General features: G+C 73.5%; 16 protein-coding genes. 10 read left to right on the top strand and 6 right to left on the bottom strand.

Annotation, left to right across the window (positions count from 1 at the left end):
• Positions 1-3: 3 nt before the first annotated feature.
• Entirely contained in the window at positions 4-429 is a 426-nt protein-coding gene (locus tag AC3ERT_RS01530) for a nuclear transport factor 2 family protein (RefSeq protein ID WP_435172301.1), read from the bottom strand.
• The gene (locus tag AC3ERT_RS01525; protein WP_435172300.1) at positions 426-1,424 is read right to left on the bottom strand and encodes an NADP-dependent oxidoreductase; all 999 of its coding nucleotides are present in this window, start codon (positions 1,422-1,424) and stop codon (positions 426-428) included. The genes AC3ERT_RS01530 and AC3ERT_RS01525 overlap by 4 nt, the downstream gene beginning before the upstream one ends.
• A 122-nt stretch (positions 1,425-1,546) precedes the next feature.
• On the opposite strand from AC3ERT_RS01525, the gene AC3ERT_RS01520 reads away from it, so the two are divergent.
• The 4 genes from AC3ERT_RS01520 (at position 1,547) to AC3ERT_RS01505 (ending at position 4,924) form a co-directional block, all read left to right on the top strand.
• On the top strand, positions 1,547-2,422 hold the full coding sequence (locus tag AC3ERT_RS01520; protein ID WP_435172299.1) for a LysR family transcriptional regulator: 876 nt from the start codon (positions 1,547-1,549) through the stop codon (positions 2,420-2,422).
• Between the two features lie 303 nt (positions 2,423-2,725).
• Entirely contained in the window at positions 2,726-3,061 is a 336-nt protein-coding gene (locus AC3ERT_RS01515; RefSeq protein ID WP_435172298.1) for a hypothetical protein, read from the top strand.
• A 114-nt stretch (positions 3,062-3,175) separates the two neighbouring features.
• Complete coding sequence (locus tag AC3ERT_RS01510; protein WP_435172297.1) at positions 3,176-3,733, top strand: TetR/AcrR family transcriptional regulator; 558 nt, start codon at positions 3,176-3,178, stop codon at positions 3,731-3,733.
• Positions 3,734-3,904: 171 nt separating this feature from the next.
• The gene (locus AC3ERT_RS01505) at positions 3,905-4,924 is read left to right on the top strand and encodes an NADPH:quinone reductase (RefSeq protein ID WP_435133409.1); all 1,020 of its coding nucleotides are present in this window, start codon (positions 3,905-3,907) and stop codon (positions 4,922-4,924) included.
• A gap of 90 nt (positions 4,925-5,014) precedes the next feature.
• Here AC3ERT_RS01505 and AC3ERT_RS01500 read toward each other — a convergent pair whose 3' ends face one another.
• Together AC3ERT_RS01500 and AC3ERT_RS01495 are read right to left on the bottom strand one after the other, a co-directional pair.
• On the bottom strand, positions 5,015-6,526 hold the full coding sequence (locus AC3ERT_RS01500) for a sensor histidine kinase (RefSeq protein ID WP_435172296.1): 1,512 nt from the start codon (positions 6,524-6,526) through the stop codon (positions 5,015-5,017).
• A complete protein-coding gene (locus AC3ERT_RS01495) occupies positions 6,513-7,193 on the bottom strand; it encodes a response regulator transcription factor (RefSeq protein ID WP_435172295.1) in 681 nt (226 codons plus the stop codon). Before AC3ERT_RS01495 ends, AC3ERT_RS01500 begins: the two co-directional genes overlap by 14 nt.
• A 129-nt stretch (positions 7,194-7,322) precedes the next feature.
• On the opposite strand from AC3ERT_RS01495, the gene AC3ERT_RS01490 reads away from it, so the two are divergent.
• Positions 7,323-8,933 carry a glycosyltransferase family 39 protein gene (locus tag AC3ERT_RS01490; protein ID WP_435172294.1) on the top strand — a complete coding sequence of 537 codons (1,611 nt, stop codon included), beginning with the start codon at positions 7,323-7,325 and terminating at the stop codon, positions 8,931-8,933.
• A gap of 117 nt (positions 8,934-9,050) precedes the next feature.
• On the opposite strand, the gene AC3ERT_RS01485 is transcribed toward AC3ERT_RS01490, so the two are convergent.
• Entirely contained in the window at positions 9,051-10,625 is a 1,575-nt protein-coding gene (locus tag AC3ERT_RS01485) for an MFS transporter (protein WP_435172293.1), read from the bottom strand.
• Between the two features lie 193 nt (positions 10,626-10,818).
• Here AC3ERT_RS01485 and AC3ERT_RS01480 point away from each other — a divergent pair, with 193 nt between their 5' ends.
• From AC3ERT_RS01480 to meaB, 5 genes are all read left to right on the top strand, one after another.
• Positions 10,819-11,904: a 4-oxalomesaconate tautomerase gene (locus AC3ERT_RS01480; RefSeq protein ID WP_435172292.1), complete on the top strand. Its 1,086-nt coding sequence runs from the start codon at positions 10,819-10,821 to the stop codon at positions 11,902-11,904.
• A gap of 72 nt (positions 11,905-11,976) precedes the next feature.
• Complete coding sequence (locus AC3ERT_RS01475; RefSeq protein WP_435172291.1) at positions 11,977-12,645, top strand: GntR family transcriptional regulator; 669 nt, start codon at positions 11,977-11,979, stop codon at positions 12,643-12,645.
• A gap of 215 nt (positions 12,646-12,860) precedes the next feature.
• Positions 12,861-14,702: a methylmalonyl-CoA mutase family protein gene (locus tag AC3ERT_RS01470; RefSeq protein WP_435172290.1), complete on the top strand. Its 1,842-nt coding sequence runs from the start codon at positions 12,861-12,863 to the stop codon at positions 14,700-14,702.
• Positions 14,702-16,984 carry a methylmalonyl-CoA mutase gene (scpA, locus tag AC3ERT_RS01465; protein WP_435172338.1) on the top strand — a complete coding sequence of 761 codons (2,283 nt, stop codon included), beginning with the start codon at positions 14,702-14,704 and terminating at the stop codon, positions 16,982-16,984. Before AC3ERT_RS01470 ends, scpA begins: the two co-directional genes overlap by 1 nt.
• 7 nt (positions 16,985-16,991) lie before the next feature.
• Entirely contained in the window at positions 16,992-17,996 is a 1,005-nt protein-coding gene (gene meaB / locus AC3ERT_RS01460) for a methylmalonyl Co-A mutase-associated GTPase MeaB (protein WP_335972849.1), read from the top strand.
• 31 nt (positions 17,997-18,027) lie between these two features.
• Here meaB and AC3ERT_RS01455 read toward each other — a convergent pair whose 3' ends face one another.
• Positions 18,028-18,465: a hypothetical protein gene (locus AC3ERT_RS01455; protein ID WP_435172289.1), complete on the bottom strand. Its 438-nt coding sequence runs from the start codon at positions 18,463-18,465 to the stop codon at positions 18,028-18,030.
• Positions 18,466-18,620: the final 155 nt, after the last annotated feature.

Below are 18,620 nucleotides of genomic sequence, written 5' to 3'. Positions count from 1 at the left end.
CCGCTACGGAGCAGCCCGCGGCCCGTCCGCCAAGGCGTTGTCGAGCGTCAGGGCGAGTTCGGCGATCCGCCACCCGCCCTCGGACCGGCGCAGCCCGAAGGTGTAGACCCCGGTCGCGATCGTCCGGACGCTCTCGCCGGTGTTCCTCGTCTGCAGCAGATAGGCCCGCACCTCGGCGGTGGTGGCGCCCGCCGTCGTGACCACGACGTTGCCGAGATGGTGTCGCACCCTTCCGTCCTGGGCCGCGTGCCCGTCCCGGACGAAGTCGAGGACCGCGGCGCGTCCGGCGACCGGGCCGAGCACCCGCGGTCCGGGCATCGTGAAGGTCCAGGTGGTGTCCTCGGTCAGGACCGCTTCCAGCTCGGGAACGTTCAGCTCGTCCAGGGCGTGGGCGTACCGCGCCACCACCTGCTGGAGTTCGGCGGTCACGAGGCCACCGTCAGCACGATCTTGCCCTGGATGTGGCCCCGCGCGGCTCGCGTGTGCGCGCTGCCCGCTTCGGACAGCGGGTAGGTGCTGTCCACCCCGACCTGGAGTCCGCCCTCGTCGAACAGGCGCCCGATCTCGGCGAGCTGGGGGCCGTTGGAACGTACTTGGATGTTCGAGACCGTGACGTCCAGGCGTGCCGTCTCCTCCGGGTCGTACTGGGCGAAGAACACCGGGAGCATGGTGCCGCCGCGCTTGAGTACGGCCAGGAAGCGGGAGCTGTCCGGGCCGCCGACGGTGTCGATGACCACGTCCGCGCCGCGGACGACGTCGGCGGCCTGCGTGGTGGTGTAGTCGATGAACTCGTCGGCGCCGAGCTTGCGCAGGAACTGCTCGTGGCGGCCGGAGGCCACCGCGATGACGTGTGCCCCCTTCCATTTCGCCAGCTGCACCGCGAAGTGGCCCACCCCGCCGGCGGCCCCGTTGACCAGCACGGTCATCCCCGGCGTGAGCGGCACCGGCCGGTGCACCTGCCCGGTGAAGGGGGACGGCACGTCGTGGCCGAGGTCGATCAGGTACTGCCAGGCCGTGAGCACGGCCATCGGCGCCCCGGCGGCCCGCACGTGGTCGATGCCGGCCGGCTTGGGCGCCAGGTCCGACGCGGGTGCCGCCACGTACTCGGCGTACGTCCGGCCGTCGAACCCGGGGAACCGCAGCATGCCGAAGACCTCGTCACCGACGGCGAACCCGCGGACGTCCGGAGCGACCGCCTCGACGACGCCCGACATGTCCGTTCCAGGGGTCAGGGGGAACTCCAGCGCCGGCCTCATCTCGGCCGGCATGATCTTCATCCCCTCACGCAGGTACCAGTCCGGCGGGTTGACGCCCGCCGCGTGCACCCGGACGAGCACCTCGCCCGGGCCGATCCCGGGAACCGGCACCTCGTCGTACCGCAGAACTTCCGGCCCGCCCGCCTCGTGGAACTGGATCGCCTTCATCGCGCCTGTCGCTTTCTCGGGGAAACGTTGCTCCGTCAGTCAATGCCCGGGGCGGCACGGCCGTCCAAGACCGGTTCGGCAACCTGATCATTCCGAAACGGCATGACGCGTACCCTGAGAGGGTGAACGATCTCGGACAGGACCTGGACCTGCGGCTCGTGCGCTACTTCACCGTGGTGGCAGCGCACCAGCACTTCGGCCGGGCCGCCACCGAGCTGCACGTGGCCCAGCCGGCGCTGAGCCGCCAGATCCAGCGGCTCGAGCGGCATCTCGGCACACGGCTGCTGGACCGCGTGCCCCAAGGCGCCCGGCTCACTGCGGCCGGACAGAGGTTCCTCCCCCGCGCCCACGTCCTGCTGGCGGCCGCCCGTCAGGCCGAGTCGGCCGTGCGCGAAGGAGCCGAAGCCGAACGGATCGTCATCGGCTACGTCGAGGACCTGGTGATCACCCCCGTCGTGGAGGAACTGCGCCGGCGCCGCCCGGACGCCGAGGTCGCCACCCGGTACCTGAGCTGCCGCGACGTCGGATCATTGGCCGACAGGCGCGTGGACGCCCTGATCGCGCGGGCCCCGCTGCCGCTCGCCGCCGACGAGGTGTCCACCACGCCGCTGTACGACGAGCCCCGGATGCTCGCGGTCCCACGCGGCCACCCCCTGGCCGACCGCACGTCGGTGACCGCGGAGGACCTCGCCGGCCTGGAGGAGGCGCCCTGCCGGCTGGAGACGGCCGACTGGACTTCCTACCGCGTCCTCGGGACCGGCCTGCCGCCGATCGAGAGCTACGAAGACAAGCTCGAACTGGTCGCCGGCGGCAGGGCCGTCGCCGTGCTGCCGGTCGGTGACCGGCGCAGCACTCTGCGCCCCGGCCTCGTCACCGTCCCGATCGAGGACGCACCACGCAGTCAGGTCGTGCTGGTCCACCGCAACGGCGACCCGAATCCGCTGATCACGCATCTGCGGCGGGTGGCCCGGGCTTTGGCGACCGCCCCGGCGGCGTGACCGGGCCGGCCGTGAAGGCGCGCCGGGCCGCGGGGACCCGTTGACGAGCGCCCGCAGGTGGTCCCGCTCGGCCGTGGTCAGGCCCCACCGGCTTCCTCGGAGCGGGCGGGCTCAAGATCCACGACGGCGCCCTGGGGGCGAGCAACCGGTTCCCGCCGCGGGCGCCGAGGGGTGCGCGCAAACCCTCAGCGTTTCACTTGGTGAGACGCGCGTCTTGTTCTGCGAGAAGGACGACTAGGGTCGGGCGCGGTCCCGAACCTGCGACACGAGCGGAAGTGCGCCATGCCCAAGACGGTTGTTCACGTGTTCCACGACGACGATGACTCGCTGGCCACCGGGACGCGGGTGGCGCAGCGCATCCAGGAGGTCGCGCCGGAGCGGGGAGTCTTTGTCGAGGTCTTCTGCTTCGGGCCGGCCCAGCGCCGCCTCAGCGGTGCGGGCGGCTCGGAGGCGGTCGCGACCTTCAACCGGCAGATCGACGAGCTGATCGCCGGCGGCGTCCGGGTGGGCGCCTGCGTCAACGCCGCCCGGGCGGACGGCACCGAGGACCAGCTCGCCGCCCGCGGGCTCGAACTTCGCGTGGCCCGCGACGAGTTCGTCCGCTTCACCCTCGAACAGGCCACCGTCATCACCTTCTGACGCACCTCGGACCCCGCGCCCACCTCCTCTAACACACCTCCCACATACAGAATCGTTGTTCTGCTAGTGTTTCCACAAGCAGAATAACGATTCTTTTTGCGAGGAGGTGGAGGTGTGCCTCGGCTCACCGACGCGCGCAAGGAACTCCGGCGCACCCAGATCACGGACGCCGCCGTCCGCTGCTTCAGCCGCTACGGCCTGGAGCGGACCTCGATCGCCGACATCACCGCCGAGTCCGGCCTGTCGACCGGCTCGATCTACACGCACTACCGCAACAAGGCCGACCTGGTCCGCGCCGCCGCCCGCCAGATGCTCCACCAACGCGCCGACACCATCGGCGAGTTCGCCGCGGCCGACGTCCCGCCCGACCCGGACGAACTGCTCTCCCGGCTGACCGCCGCGATCGACCCCGTCCACGCCCGGGTCGGCGTGCAGACCTGGAGCGAGGCGACCACCGACCCGGAGGTCCACGCCATCGTCGTCGACGCGACCGAGCGGATGCGCGCGATGCTGCACGACTGCGTCACGGCCTGGCTCGTCAAGGTCGAGCACCGCGAAACGGCCCCGGCCCGGGAGCAGGCCGCCCCGATCGCCCACCGGATCATGGCGCTCTACCAGGCCGAACTGCTCTACACCGCCCTGCGGACACCGGCTGAGGAGACCGCGTCGTGACCGCCCCGACCGCTCCGACCGCTCCGTCAGGAGCCCGCACCCACGACGTCCCCGTCGGCTGACCGGTACCGCCGCGGCCGGGGCTCGACCAAGCCCCCGCCCCGCCGGGAGCCATGACGAAGCATCAGGCCATGCCGGGCCGCCCACTCCACCAGGCACCAAGGACGGATCATGAAAGCCATCATCTACCGCGACACCGGCACACCCGACGTTCTCCGGTTCGTCGACCGCGACCTCCCCGAGCCCGGCCCGGGCGAGGTCCGGGTCCGGGTCGCCGTATCCGGTGTCAACCCGACCGACTGGCAGGCACGCTCCGGTGCCGGCCACCCCAAGCACTTCCCCGAGGTCACCCCGCACCTCGACGGCGCCGGCACGATCGACGCCGTCGGTGAGGGCGTCGCCCGCAGCCGGGTCGGTCAGCGGGTCTGGCTGTTCATGGCCGCCGCCGGGCGGCCCACCGGCACCGCCGCCGAGTTCACCGTCGTGCCCGCGGAACAGGCCGTACCCCTGCCCGACGAGGCCGGCTTCGACATCGGCGCCTCGCTCGGCGTCCCCGCGCTGACCGCACACCGCGCGCTCACCGTCACCGAGGACGGGCCGCGCCGGCTCGGGCCCGGCACCCTCGACGGGAAGGTGGTGCTGGCCGCGGGTGGGGCCGGAGCGGTGGGACACGCGGTGATCCAGCTCGCCCGATGGTCCGGCGCCACGGTGATCAGCACGGTCAGCAGCCCGGAGAAAGCCCGGCTCGCCACCGCCGCCGGAGCCCACCACGTGGTCAACTACCGCGAGGGCGACCCGGCCGCCGCCATCCGCAAGAGCGCCCCGGACGGCGTCGACGTCGTCGCCGAGGTGGCACTCGGCAGCAATCTCGCCCTGGACCTCGCCGTCCTCCGCACGCGCGGCACGATCTCGACCTACGCCAACGACGGCGGCAGACCGGTCGAACTGGACGTACTGCGGAACATGGTGCTCAACGCACGCCTCCAGTTCCTGGTCCTCTACACGGCCGGTCCGGAAGCACGCGCCGCGGCCGCCCAGGACGTCGCCGCCGCGGTGGGCGACGGAGCGCTACCGGTCGGCGCGGAGCACGGCCTGCCGCTGCTCCGCTTCCCCCTGGCGCGCACTGCCGACGCGCACCGGGCGGTCGAGAGCGGCTCGGTCGGCAAAGTCCTGGTGGACATCGGCTCCTGACGCTCCGTCCCGGCCTGGTGGGAACGGGCGGCGAACGCCCCGGCAGCGAGCCGCATCACGGGAGGCGACGCCGTGCTTCCCCGCGAGCTCCTAGCCGGGGTCCCCCGCCGTTCCGGAACGGTTCAGCGCGAGGCGCAGCCGGAAGCAGGCTCCGGGTGTTCGCGGGGCGAGGGTGAGGGTGCCGCCGTGGCGGTGGGCCAGGTCGCGGGCGATGGCGAGGCCCAGGCCGCTGCCGCCGTGGGCGCGGGAGCGTGCGTCATCGAGCCGGACGAACCGTTCGAAGATGCGCTCGGCATCCTCGACCGGCACGCCCGGCCCGTCATCGACCACGGTGAGGACGGCCCATGTGCCCTCCGTCCAGACCGTGATCTCGATGCGGCGGGCGGCATGGCGGACCGCGTTGTCGATGAGGTTGCGCAGCAGGCGTTCGAGTTCGCCGGGGTTCCCGTCCACGGGTGCTGGTCCGGTGCTGTCGCAGGTGAGGATCAGTGTGCTGCCGCTGAGGGAGTACTGCTCGGCCAGTTTGGCGGCGAGGGCCGACAGGTCGACGGCCTGCAAGGCGGTTTCCGGGGCCTGGGCGTCGGAGCGGGCGAGGAGCAGCAGGTCCTCGGCGAGGGCCTGGAGGCGGCGGGTCTGCCGTGCGGCGGTGGTGACCGCGGTGGGCCAGTCGGTGCGTTCCGGGTAGGCCAGGGCCACTTCCAGGCTTGCCAGCAGGGAGGTGAGGGGGCTGCGCAGTTCGTGGGCGGCGTCGGCGACGAAGCGGCGCTGCCGCGCCGCCGCGGTGTCGAGACGCTGAAGGGTGGTGTTGATGGTGGTGGCCAGGGCGGTGATCTCGTGTCCGGTGGCGGGGACGGTGACGCGTTCGCGGGGGTCGTCGGCGGTCACCGAGGCGGTCAGGGCGCGGATGGCCTCGACCGGCCGCAGGGCGAGACGGACGGTGAAGTAGGCGGCGGCGGCGATCAGTACGAGGCCGGCCAGCCCGGCGCGCAGGAGCAGGTCGTCGGTGGTCGCGGTGATCGCCGCGGCCGTCTCCGGAAGCACCACCACGTAGGTCCGCAGCGTGGCATCGGGGGCGATTCCCAACGCGGCGGCCTTGTCACGGCTCAGGCCGCCGGCCCAGGTATCGACGTACAGCACCGGGTAGGTCCGGCCTGCCAGGTCGAGTGAGCCAGTGGGGGCGTGGCCGCCGCGCGCCGGTATCCGCAGGGGGCGAACGGTGTAGAACCAGCCGTCGTCGCTGTCCGGCGGGGGGGTTGGGGCAAAGAGGGCGGACGGGGCGGGCAGCACGTGGCGGGCGCCGGAGTCGACGGCGTCCAGGCCCCCGCCTGAGGCGACGGCGCCGCGCCGACCGGTGGCGACGATCTCGTACGGGACCGCGCTTGTGCGGTCGGGGACGACCCCTTCGTTCACTTGGCCGACCAGGGCGAAAAGGTTTTCGCGGGCCTGTACTTCGGCGATCCGCGCGCTCTGGCGGTATATCTCGTGGTGCATCCACCCGCCGATGCCGACCAGAACGGCCGCGGCGGTCAGCGCTGCGGCCAGGGCGGCACGGGCCCGTACCGAACGCGGCAGCCATCGGCGCGGCCTCTTACTCGCGTTCACGATCGTCCACCAGTCGGTAGCCGATCCCCCGCACGGTCTGGAGGGACTTCCGGTCGAAGGCGGCGTCCACCTTCTTGCGCAGGACGCTGACGCGCGCCTCCACCAGGTTGGGGTCCTGCGCTTCGTCAGGCCATGCGTGGTGCAGGAGATCCGCTTTCGGGACCGCTTGACCCGCCCGGCGGGCCAGCAGTTCCAGCACGGCGAACTCCCGGGGCGTGAGTTCGACCCTGACCCCGGCCCGGCGGCATATCCGCCCAGCGGTGTCCAGCGAGAGGTCGCCCACGGACAGCACGGGCGGGACGGCCGCGGTGGCTCGTCTGGTGAGGGCCCTCAGCCGCGCGACGAGCACCATGTAGGAGAAGGGTTTGGCCAGGTAGTCGTCGGCTCCCGTGTCGAGGGCCTCCGCCTGGTCCCACTCCCCGTCCTTGGCCGTGAGTACCAGGACGGGCACGGTGTTGCCCTCCCGGCGCAGTTGGGCGCAGACCTTGTAGCCGTTGAGGCCGGGCAGCATCAAGTCCAGTACGACGACGGCGTATTCGCCGGTCCGGGCCATCCACAGACCGTGCCGGCCGTCGTGGGCGAGGTCGACGCTGTAGCCCTCGGCCAGCAGGCCGATGCGCAGCGTCTGGGCAAGGTCCACTTCGTCTTCGACCACCAGGATGCGCATGCGCAACAGCCTCGCACAGCGGGGTTCGGCCTTCCTGATCGGCTGATCAGGTTGGATCAGCAGCCGGTCAAGGAGGTACGGGCACGCTGGCGGCGCTCCTTCCGCCACCGCTGAAAGGTCCCGCCGCCGATGTCCGTGTTCGAGCGCGCCCCCGCCCCCTCCCCCGCCGCTGCCGCTGCCGCCGGAAAGGGCCCCGCTCCCGCGCCTGCCCGTGAGGAACCACCAGGCCCGCCCCCAGCGGTGGTCGTCCTCGCGCCGGCGGCGCTGACCATCGTTCTGGGGCTGTGGGGCATCCGCAGGCAGAACACCATGTGGGGGGACGAGTCCGTCACGTGCCAGCTCGCCCATCGCGACCTCGCGCAGATCTGGCGCACCGCCCGGCATGCCGATCTGGTGCATTCCCTCTACTACACCGTGATGCACGAGCTCTTCCGCCTCTTCGGCGGAGGGCTGCTGACGCTGCGGCTGCCGTCCGTGCTGGCCATGGCCGCGGCGGCGGGCTGGGTCGGACTGCTCGGAAGGCGCCTGACCGGGCCGCGCACCGGGCTGCTGGCCGGGCTGGTGTTCCCCCTCCTTCCCCAGGTGCAGAAGTACGCGCAGGAAGGCCGCTCCTACGCGATGGTCTGCGCGCTGATCGCATGGGCCACGTACCTGCTCGTGGCCGGCGCCTTGCCGCGGGCCCGCCGGCGGTGGGCGGTCTACGGCTGCGTGATGCTGCTGGCCTGCCTGCTCCACGAGTTCGCCGTCCTGGCACTCGTCGCACACGGCGCGACCCTGCTCGTCTCCCGGGTTCCGCGACCGGTGCTCAAAGGGTGGGGGCTGGCCGCCGTGTGCGTGTCCGTCGGGCTGCTGCCGCTGGCGGTCTGCAGCGTCGGCCAGTCGGAGCAGGTCTCCTGGATCAGCGGCCCGGTGCGGCCCGGCTACTTCCTGGTCGCGGCAGCCGTGGGTGGGGCCTGTGCGACGGTGCCCCTGGGAGGCCGGGGGCCGGTACGGCTGTCCGCGCTGGCCGTGCCGGTCCTCGTGCTCCCGGGACTTGTGCTGCTGGCCGTCTCACCGGCCGTGCCGCTCTTCGTCGACCGGTACGTGGTCTACGGCAACATCGGACTCGCCCTGCTCCTGGGAGCGCGGATCGACCGCTTCCTGCGACGGCGGGCCTCCTCCCGCAGCACGTGGACCGTCGTGGTCTCCGCGCTGGCCGCGACGGCCCTTCTGGCCGCGCTCGTCCCGGCGAGCATCGAGCTGCGGACGCCCCGAAGCCGGAGCGACAACGTCACGGCCATCGGCGCCGCCGTACGCGCGGCAGGCCGTCCGGGGGACGGGCTGGTCTACCTTCCCGGCACCGCCCGGGTCCTGACGGCAGCCGACCCGGAGGACACCCGTTTCCTGACCGACCTGGCGCTGGCGCGGGACGCCGTTTCGTCGGACACGCTCGCAGGCGTCGAACTTCCCGCCCGGACCGTCGCGGCACGCATGCCGGCCTTCGACCGCATAGTCGCCGTCCGCGCAGGCTCACCCGCATCGGCCGACCAGCGGGACGAAGCGAAAACAGCTACGCTCCGGCGCTGCTTCGACCCGCACGCGACAACCGAGGCCGGCGGGGCGCACATCACCGTCTACGTCAGAAAACACCACGGCTGTCTTCGTGGGCCGGTACGCCGCGACCAGCAGAGCCCGGTCTTCCAGTCGCGGGCTCCCTGGCCGGCCCGGCCGGCGCCGGCGGCCGGGCGGACGCCTGGCTGAGCCGGCCGCCGGACCCGCCTGCCCCGTCAGGCCGTTCGCCCGGCCGCGGTGTTCTTCGCACGGCGGCCGGGCGCTGGTACGGCGGGGTCCAAGCGGCGGGGCCGAAGCGGCGGGCCGTCAGATCGCCGCGGGGCTGGCCGGCTCGGCCACTGCCGCGGCCTCGGGCTGCTCCGCGGAGCGCAGCAGCAGCACCGTCACCAGGCAGCAGGCGAGCGCGGCGGCCGCGCACACCTCGAACCCGAGCGCGTAGGCGTGCCCGAGGGCCTTGAAGGCGAGGCCGGACGCGGACGGGTCGGCGTGCAGCACCGCCACCGGGCCGTCGGCGGACAGGATGCCGTGCGCCTTCGCCTTGTCGGCGGCGCCCAGTGTGGAGGCGGCGAGCGAACCGCTGAAGTGGTGCACGGCGTTGGCGGTGGCGATCGCGCCGATCACCGCGGGGCCGAGGGTGAAGCCGAAGTCGCGCAGCATGCTGGTGGTGGCGCTGGCCATGCCGGCCAGGTCGTGCGGGACCGTCTCGACCGCGGTCGCGGTGACCGCGGAGACCGCGAAGCTGAACCCGACGCCGACCAGCCCCATCGGCACGATCAGCGAGGGCAGCGCGCTGTCGGAGATCGGCAGCCGTCCGGCGAGGAAGTCGCCGACGGCCATCAGCAGGAAGCCCAGGCCGAGCACCCAGCGCGCCTCCAGGGCGCGCATGAGCTGGTGGGTGAGCGGCAGCAAGAAGATCGTCAGGCCGCTCAGCAGCAGGAACGCCACCGCGGTGCGCATCGAGCTCTGGCCCTGGATCGGGCCCATCCGCAAGCTGATCGCGTAGGCGGTGCCGAGGAAGGCGAACATGCCGACCACGGTGACGGCCGAGGCGAGCGCGAAGTTGCGGGAGCGGAACAGGTCCAGGCGCAGCAGCGGGTTGGCCACCCGCAGTTCGACCGCGACGAAGGCGGCCAGGCACACGCCGGACAGCACGAACGCGCCGACCACGGTGGCGCTGCCCCATCCGTCGGAGGCGCCCTGGATGACGCCGAAGAGCAGGGCGCACAGGCCGAGTCCGACGGTGGTCTGGCCGAGCGGGTCGAGCGAGCGGCCGGCGGGCGAGCGGGAGTCCTGCGCGAAGAAGTGGGTGAGCAGCGCGTCGCCGAGGGCGAGTACGACGACGACGGTGAAGGCCCAGCGCCACTGGAAGTAGGTGGCGGTGATGCCGCCGAGCAGCGGGGCGAGGAAGTTGCCGGTGGACAGCACCGCGGCCCACAGCGCGATCATCCGGGCGCGCCGGGCGGCGGTGCGCTCGCCGGCGACGAGCATGGCGAGGGTGGTGGGGAAGAGCGCCGCGCAACCGATGCCCGCGATGATCTGGCCGGTCCACATCACGCCGATCTGGTGGGCGGCGGCCGACACCGCCTCGCCGACCGCGAGCAGCAGCGCGCCGCCCAGCAGCAGCCGTTTGCGGCCGAAGAGGTCGCCGAGCACCCCGCAGGTCAGTTCGAGGACGGTGATCGGCAGCAGGGAGCAGTCGGATATCCAGGTGAGCTGGGAGCCGCTGGGTTCGAAGACCTCCTGGAAGGTGCCGTTGAGGGTGGCGGGCATGGCCAGGCCGATCTGCGCCAGGCACACGGCGAAGAGCGCCGCGACGACCGTTCCCGTTCGCAGTGCGCCCCCGCCGTCCGCGGAGGGGTGTTGCCCTGTCGCTGTTGTCATCGTGGTCCTTCGCTCGCTTCGCAAGGGGGGCCGGGCGCTCACCCGTGGGGGCGCCGGACCGGCGGGTTGGCCGCGTCAACGGACCGTAAACTGGCGCTGATTTTGGCGCAAGAGTTGTGACTAAGATTGTTGACGATCCTTCGGGGCGCCCCTAGAGTCACGCCGGAAGCTCCTTCGCGAAAGCGAGACGACCATGCAGCCCACCCCCGGCGCCGGACTGCCGTGCATGCTGATGCGCGGCGGCACCTCCAAGGGCGTCTACTTCCTCGCCGACGACCTGCCGGCCGACCCCGGCGAGCGGGACGCGCTGCTGCTGCGGGTGATGGGCAGCCCCGACCCCCGGCAGATCGACGGCGTCGGCGGCGCCCACCCGCTCACCAGCAAGGTCGCGGTGGTCGGCGCCTCGCCCGACCCCGGCGCGGACGTGGACTACCTCTTCCTCCAGGTCGGCGTGGGCGCGGCCACCGTCTCCGCCGCGCAGAACTGCGGCAACATCCTCGCCGGGGTCGGGCCGTTCGCGGTCGAACGCGGCCTGGTCGCCGCGGGCGCGGACCGTACCCGGGTGCGGGTGCGCATGCTCAACTCCGGCAGCCTGGCCACCGCCGACTTCGCCACCCCCGGCGGCGCGGTCCGCTACGACGGCGGGACCGCGATCAGCGGCGTGCCCGGCACCGCCGCCGCGATCCTGCTGGACTTCGCCGGCACCGAGGGCGCCACCTGCGGCGCCCTGCTGCCGACCGGCAACGTCCGCGACCTGGTCGACGGCGTCGAGGCCACCTGCCTGGACAACGGCATGCCCGTGGTGGTCGCCGACGCCCGCGACCTGGGCGCCACCGGCTACGAGACGACCGCGGAACTGGCCGCCGACGCCCGGCTGGCCGCGCGGGTGCAGGCACTGCGGATCGCGGCGGGCCGGCTGATGGGGCTCGGCGACGTACGCGACACGCCCGTGCCCAAGACCACCCTGATCGCGCCACCGCGGCACGGCGGCGCGATCAGCACCCGCACCTTCATCCCGGTCCGCCCGCACGAGTCGATCGGGGTGCTCGGTGCCGTCACGGTGGCGACCGCGCTGCTGCTGCCGGGCGCCGTCGGCCCCGACCTGGCCGAACTGCCCTCCCCCGGCGAGCCGCTCGGCATCGAGCACCCGAGCGGGCGGCTGGAGGTCCAGGTGGAGCTGGCGGGCGGGCAGCTGCCGCCCCGGGTGCGCCGCTCCCGCCTGGTGCGCACCGCGCGCAAGCTCTTCGACGGCCGCGTCTTCCCCCGCCCGGCCGGATGACGACCGGGCCCGGGGGCCGGTTACGATGTGGAGAACAATATTGTCGCCAATGCAGCGATGGGGGTACAGGTCATGGCTGTGACCGCGAGGCCGGCCGCAGCGGCGGACCCGGCCGGGTCGAAGGTCGCCGACACGATCCGCGAGGCCATCACCGCCGGGGACTTCGCCCCCAACCAGCGCCTGGTGGAAGCCGAGTTGTCCGAGCAGTTCGGCGCGAGCCGGGCGAGCGTGCGGAACGCGCTGGCCCAACTCGCCACCGAGGGGCTGGTCGAGCGCATCCAGAACCGCGGCGCCCGGGTGCGCGCCGTCTCGCTCGACGAGGCCGTGGAGATCACCGAGGTCCGGATGGCCCTGGAGGGCCTGTGCGCCGCGAAGGCCGCCGAGCGCGTCACCGACGCCGACCGCGAGGTGCTGCTCGACCTCGGCGCCCGGATGAAGGCGGCGGTGGCGGCGGGCGACGTGCTGGGCTACTCCGACCTCAACCGCCGCCTGCACGGCCGGGTACTGGAGATGAGCGGCCAGCACACCGCCTGCGCGGTGCTGGAGCGCCTGCACGGCCAGAACGTCCGCCGCCAGTTCCGGCTGGCCATGCACCCGGGCCGCCCGCAGGTCTCCCTCCCCCAGCACCTCGCGGTCATCGACGCGGTGTGCGCCGGTGACACGGCCGCCGCCGAGGCCGCCATGCGCGCGCACCTGCACTCCGTCGTCAGCGCCCTGCCCGCCCTGGAAAACCCCCACTGATCCACTCCGCCGCCGCGGCGGCCCGGGCGGAGCGGGGGCGGACCCCATGCGGGCCTTTCACCACTACGGCCGGGCCACCTGCGGCAATGGCGGCGAAGCCGCACGTCGGGCCGCCGCTCCCGGCCGCCCGGCGTGCCCGATGTCACGCTACGGGGCGGTAGGAACACGGCGAACGATGCAGACACCGGGCCCCGGCCTTGCCTAGCATCTGTCCCATGACTGTTCTGCCGGACGACGGCGTCTCCGCACCCGACGCGTTCCCGCCCGCCACCCGCGAGCAGTGGCGCGAGCTGGTGGCGGGCGTACTGCGCAAGTCGGGCCGCGAGCTCTCCGGCGAGGAGGCCGAGCGCGCCCTGTCCACCGACCTCGGCGACGGCATCAGCGTGCGCCCGCTCTACACCGCCGACGACACCGCGCCCGACCCGGGCCTGCCCGGCTTCCCGCCGTACGTACGCGGCAGCCGGCCGCTCGGCGGCTGGGACGTACGCCAGCGGCACCTCACGGCGGACCCCGCGGCCGCCAACGAGGCGATCCTCGCCGACCTGGAGAACGGCGCCACCTCGGTGTGGCTGACGGTGGGCGGCGCGGGCCTGCCGGTCGCCGGCCTCGGGCGGGCCCTGGACGGGGTCTACCTCGACCTCGCGCCGGTCGTCCTGGAGGCGGGGGCCGAAACCGGCGCCGCCGCACAGGAGTTGCTGCGGCTGCTGGACGAGCGGGGCGTGGACCCCGCGCAGGCCGCGGGCAACCTCGGCGCCGACCCGCTGGGCCTGGCCGCCCGCACCGGCGCCCCCGCCGCCTACGACGACGCCCTCGCGCTGGCCGTACGCACCGCCGAGCGCTACCCGCGGCTGCGCGCGCTGACCGTGGACGCGCTGCCCTACCACGAGGCCGGCGCGTCGGCCGCGCAGGAACTGGGTGCCTCCCTCGCCACCGGCGTCGCCTACCTGCGGGCGCTGACCGCCGCCGGACTGGACGTCGCCGCCGCCTGCGGCCGGCTGGAGTTCCGCTACGCCGCCACGGCCGACCAGTTCCTCACCATCGCCAAACTCCGCGCGGCCCGCCGGACCTGGGCCCGCGTCGCGCAGGCGGCCGGCGCCCCCGCGGCAGGCGGGCAGCACCAGCACGCCGTCACCTCGACGGTGATGATGACCCGCCGCGACCCGTACGTGAACATGCTCCGCACCACCCTCGCCTGCCTGGGTGCCGGGGTCGGCGGCGCCGACGCGGTGACCGTGCTCCCCTTCGACGAGGCGCTGGGCCGGCCCGACGCGTTCGCCCGCCGGATCGCCCGAAACACCTCCTCGATCCTGCTGGAGGAGTCGCACCTCGGCCAGGTCGCCGACCCGGCCGGCGGCTCCTGGTACGTCGAGTGCCTCACCGACGAACTCGCCCACCGCGCCTGGGAGTTCTTCCAGGAGCTGGAGGCGGCCGGCGGCCAGGAGCGGGCGCTTTCCGCCGGGCTGGTCGGCGAGCGGATCGCGGCCACCTGGCGGGACCGCGGCCGCCGGCTGGCCACCCGCCGCGAACCGGTCACCGGCGTCAGCGAGTTCCCGGACCTGGCCGAGCGGCCGGTCGAGCGCGCCAGCGCCCCGGCCGCGCCGGCGGGCGGCCTGCCGAAGGTGCGGCGCGACGAGGCGTACGAAGTGCTGCGCGCCCGCTCCGACGCCCACCTGGCCGCCACCGGCGTCCGCCCGCGGGTCTTCCTCGCCGCGCTCGGCCCGCCCGCGGTGCACACCGCGCGGGTCTCCTTCGCCTCGAACCTCTTCCAGGCCGGGGGCGTCCAGCCGGTGCACGACCCGGTGACCGTGGACGCCGCCGGCGTCGCCGAGGCGTTCGCGGCCAGCGGCGCCGAACTGGCCTGCGTGTGCTCCAGCGACGCCGTCTACGCCGAGCAGGCCGAGGCGGTCGTCGCGGCGCTGCGCGCGGCCGGCGCCCGCTGGACCGGGGTGGCGGGCAAGCCTGCCGTGGCGCCCGGGGCCGACGGCCATGTCTTCCTGGGCTGCGACGCCGTCGCCGTCCTGACCACCGTCCTCGACCGCGCGGGAGTGGCGGCGTGATGCAGACCCCCGACCCTTCTTCGACCTCCGAGCCGTCGGCGACCCCCGGCTCCTCCCCGATCCCCGACTTCTCGCAGATCCCGCTCGGCACCGGCGACGGTTCCGGCGCCGAGGGCAGCGCCGACAGCGGCACCCTGGAGCAGTGGCGCGCGGCGGTGAAGGAGTCCGCGGCCGGCGGCGGCGCCTCCGACCTCGTATGGGAGACCCCCGAGGGCATCGGCGTCAAACCGCTGTACACCGCCGCCGATGTGCGGGGCCTGCCCGCGCTGGGCACCTACCCGGGCATCGCGCCCTACCTGCGCGGCCCGTACCCGACCATGTATGTCAACCAGCCGTGGACGATCCGCCAGTACGCGGGCTTCTCCACCGCCGAGGAGTCGAACGCCTTCTACCGGCGCAACCTGGCGGCCGGCCAGAAGGGCCTGTCGGTCGCGTTCGACCTGCCCACCCACCGCGGCTACGACAGCGACCACCCGCGGGTGACCGGCGACGTCGGCATGGCGGGCGTCGCGATCGACTCGATCTACGACATGCGGCAGCTCTTCGACGGCATCCCGCTGGACCGTATGACGGTGTCGATGACCATGAACGGCGCGGTGCTGCCGGTGCTCGCGCTGTACATCGTGGCCGCCGAGGAGCAGGGGGTGCCGCCGGAGAAGCTGGCCGGCACCATCCAGAACGACATCCTCAAGGAGTTCATGGTCCGCAACACCTACATCTACCCGCCGCGGCCCTCGATGCGGATCATCTCCGACATCTTCGCGTACACCTCGCGGAAGATGCCCCGCTACAACTCGATCTCCATCTCCGGCTACCACATCCAGGAGGCCGGTGCGACGGCCGACCTGGAGCTGGCCTACACGCTGGCCGACGGGGTGGAGTACCTGCGGGCGGGCCGGGAGGCGGGGCTGGACGTCGACGCGTTCGCGCCGCGGCTGTCGTTCTTCTGGGCGATCGGGATGAACTTCTTCATGGAGGTCGCCAAGTTGCGGGCGGCCCGGCTGCTGTGGGCCCGGCTGGTGCGGCAGTTCGACCCGAAGAACCCCAAGTCGCTGTCGCTGCGCACCCATTCGCAGACCTCCGGTTGGTCGCTGACCGCGCAGGACGTCTTCAACAACGTCACCCGCACCTGCGTGGAGGCGATGGCCGCCACCCAGGGCCACACCCAGTCCCTGCACACCAACGCGCTGGACGAGGCGCTGGCGCTGCCGACGGACTTCTCCGCGCGGATCGCCCGCAACACCCAGCTGCTGCTCCAGCAGGAGTCCGGCACCACCCGGGTGATCGACCCGTGGGGCGGCAGCGCCTACGTCGAGCGGCTCACCCACGACCTGGCCGAGCGCGCCTGGCGGCATATCCAGGAGGTCGAGGCGGCCGGCGGCATGGCGCAGGCGATCGACGCGGGCATCCCGAAGCTGCGGGTGGAGGAGGCGGCCGCGCGCACCCAGGCGCGGATCGACTCCGGCCGGCAGCCGGTGATCGGCGTCAACAAGTACCGGGTGGACAGCGACGAGCAGATCGAGGTGCTCAAGGTCGACAACTCCTCGGTGCGCGCCCAGCAGATCGCCAAGCTGCGGCGGCTGCGCGAGGAGCGCGACGAGGCCGCCTGCCAGGACGCGCTGCGCGCGCTGAGCCGGGCCGCGGGCCGCGCGCCGGGCCCGGACCTGGAGGGCAACCTGCTGGCGCTGGCGGTGGACGCGGCCCGCGCGAAGGCGACGGTCGGCGAGATCTCCGACGCCCTGGAGCAGGTCTACGGGCGGCACGCCGGCCAGATCCGTACGATCACGGGTGTGTACCGCAACGAGGCCGGCCAGTCCCCCACCGTGCAGGGCACGCGGGACCTGGTCGAACGGTTCGAGAAGGCGGAGGGGCGGCGGCCGCGCATCCTCGTCGCGAAGATGGGCCAGGACGGCCACGACCGGGGGCAGAAGGTGATCGCCACCGCCTTCGCCGACCTCGGCTTCGACGTGGACGTCGGCCCGCTCTTCCAGACCCCGGCGGAGGTGGCGCGGCAGGCGGTGGAGGCCGACGTGCACATCGTCGGCGTGTCGTCGCTGGCCGCCGGGCACCTGACGCTGGTGCCCGCGCTCCGCGAGGAGCTGGCGGCCGAGGGCCGGGAGGACATCATGATCGTGGTGGGCGGGGTGATCCCGCCGCAGGACGTCGCCGCGCTCCACGAGGCGGGCGCCGCGGCGGTCTTCCCGCCGGGCACGGTCATCCCGGAGGCGGCGCGCGACCTGGTGGCCCGGCTCGGTGCCGCCCTCGGACACGAGGAGTTGTAGCCGCGGCATGCTCAGGGACGTCGACGGTTATGCCAAGGGTGTGCTCGACGGGCGGCGCGCCTTCGTGGCGCGGGCGATCACCCTGGTGGAGTCCACCCGGCCCGAGCACCGGGTGCTGGCGCAGCGGCTGCTGACTCAGCTGCTGCCGCACAGCGGCGGGGCCCGGCGGATCGGGGTCAGCGGGGTGCCGGGGGTGGGCAAGTCCACCTTCATCGACGCCTTCGGCACCATGCTCACCGGGCTGGGCCACAAGGTGGCGGTGCTGGCGGTGGACCCGTCCTCGACCCGCACCGGCGGCTCCATCCTCGGCGACAAGACGCGGATGGAGCGGCTGGCGGTGGACCCGTCGGCGTTCGTGCGGCCCTCGCCGAGCGCGGGCACCCTGGGCGGCGTGGCGAAGGCCACCCGGGAGTCGATGGTGGTGATGGAGGCCGCCGGATACGACGTGGTGCTGGTGGAGACCGTCGGCGTCGGCCAGTCCGAGACGGCCGTGGCGGGCATGGTGGACTCCTTCCTGCTGCTCACCCTCGCCCGCACCGGCGACCAGCTCCAGGGCATCAAGAAGGGCGTGCTGGAGCTGGCGGACGTGATCGCGGTCAACAAGGCCGACGGCCCGCACGAGCGCGACGCGCGCGGCGCCGCCCGTGAACTGGCGGGCGCGCTGCGGCTGATGCACCCCGCGGACGCGTCCTGGACGCCGCCGGTGCTCAGTTGCAGCGCCCGCGAGTCGAGCGGCCTGGACACCGTCTGGGAGCGGCTGGAGCAGCACCGGTCGCTGCTGGCGAAGGACGGGCGGCTGGACGCCAAACGGCGTGAGCAGCAGGTCGCGTGGGCGTGGTCGATGGTCGAGGACGAGTTGCTGGGGCGCCTGCGCGGCCACCCGGGGGTGCGGTCGGCGGCGCCGTACCTGGAGGAGCAGGTGCGCGCCGGGAGGATCACCGCGGCCGGCGCCGCCGACCGGCTGCTGGCGGTCTTCGACGGCCGCGATCCGCAGTCCCCGCCCGGGGCGTGAGGTCAGCCGACCGGCAACCCGGACGGGGGCCTCAACGGCCGTACGGGCGGCGGTCCTCCGGGGCGGCGGGCGCGTCGGCGGGCGGTGCTGCGGGCGCGTCGGCGGGGCCGAGGACCTCGACGACGAGCTTGGTGTGCTGGCCGTCCAGCCCTTCCACCATCACCAGGGTGCAGGCCCGCACCCGGGCCCGGTAGACGCGCTTGACGGGGAGGTCGGTGCGCGGGGTCAGCGGGTAGTCGTTCGCCGTGAAGCTGTTGCCGCCGTTGTCGCCGCGGTGGACGTGCATGTGGTTCATGTAGCGGATGTTGGTGGCGACGTCGAGGATCACCGGGTGCCGGAAGGGCTGGTCCCACGCCGGGTGCCAGCTGTTGCGCTTCTTCTCCGGCCGGGTGTCGGCGAACTCGGTCACCTCGATCTCGTGCCCGGCGGGTATGGGGGCCGGGTAGTTGAGCGTCAGCGTCGCTTCCATGGGCCGCAGCGTAGTGCCGCCGGGCGGCCGGCGGGTGGCCCGGAGCCGTCCGCGCGGTCACCGTACGGTCCCGGACCGCACCCTGCGCGGCACCGCGAGGTCCCGGTGCGCCCGCGGTAGCGGCACCGCGGGCGGCGGACCGGCAGCGGAGTCGG

The organism is Actinacidiphila sp. bgisy145 (assembly GCF_057708125.1).
This window is presented reverse-complemented; position numbering and strand designations above follow the sequence as displayed.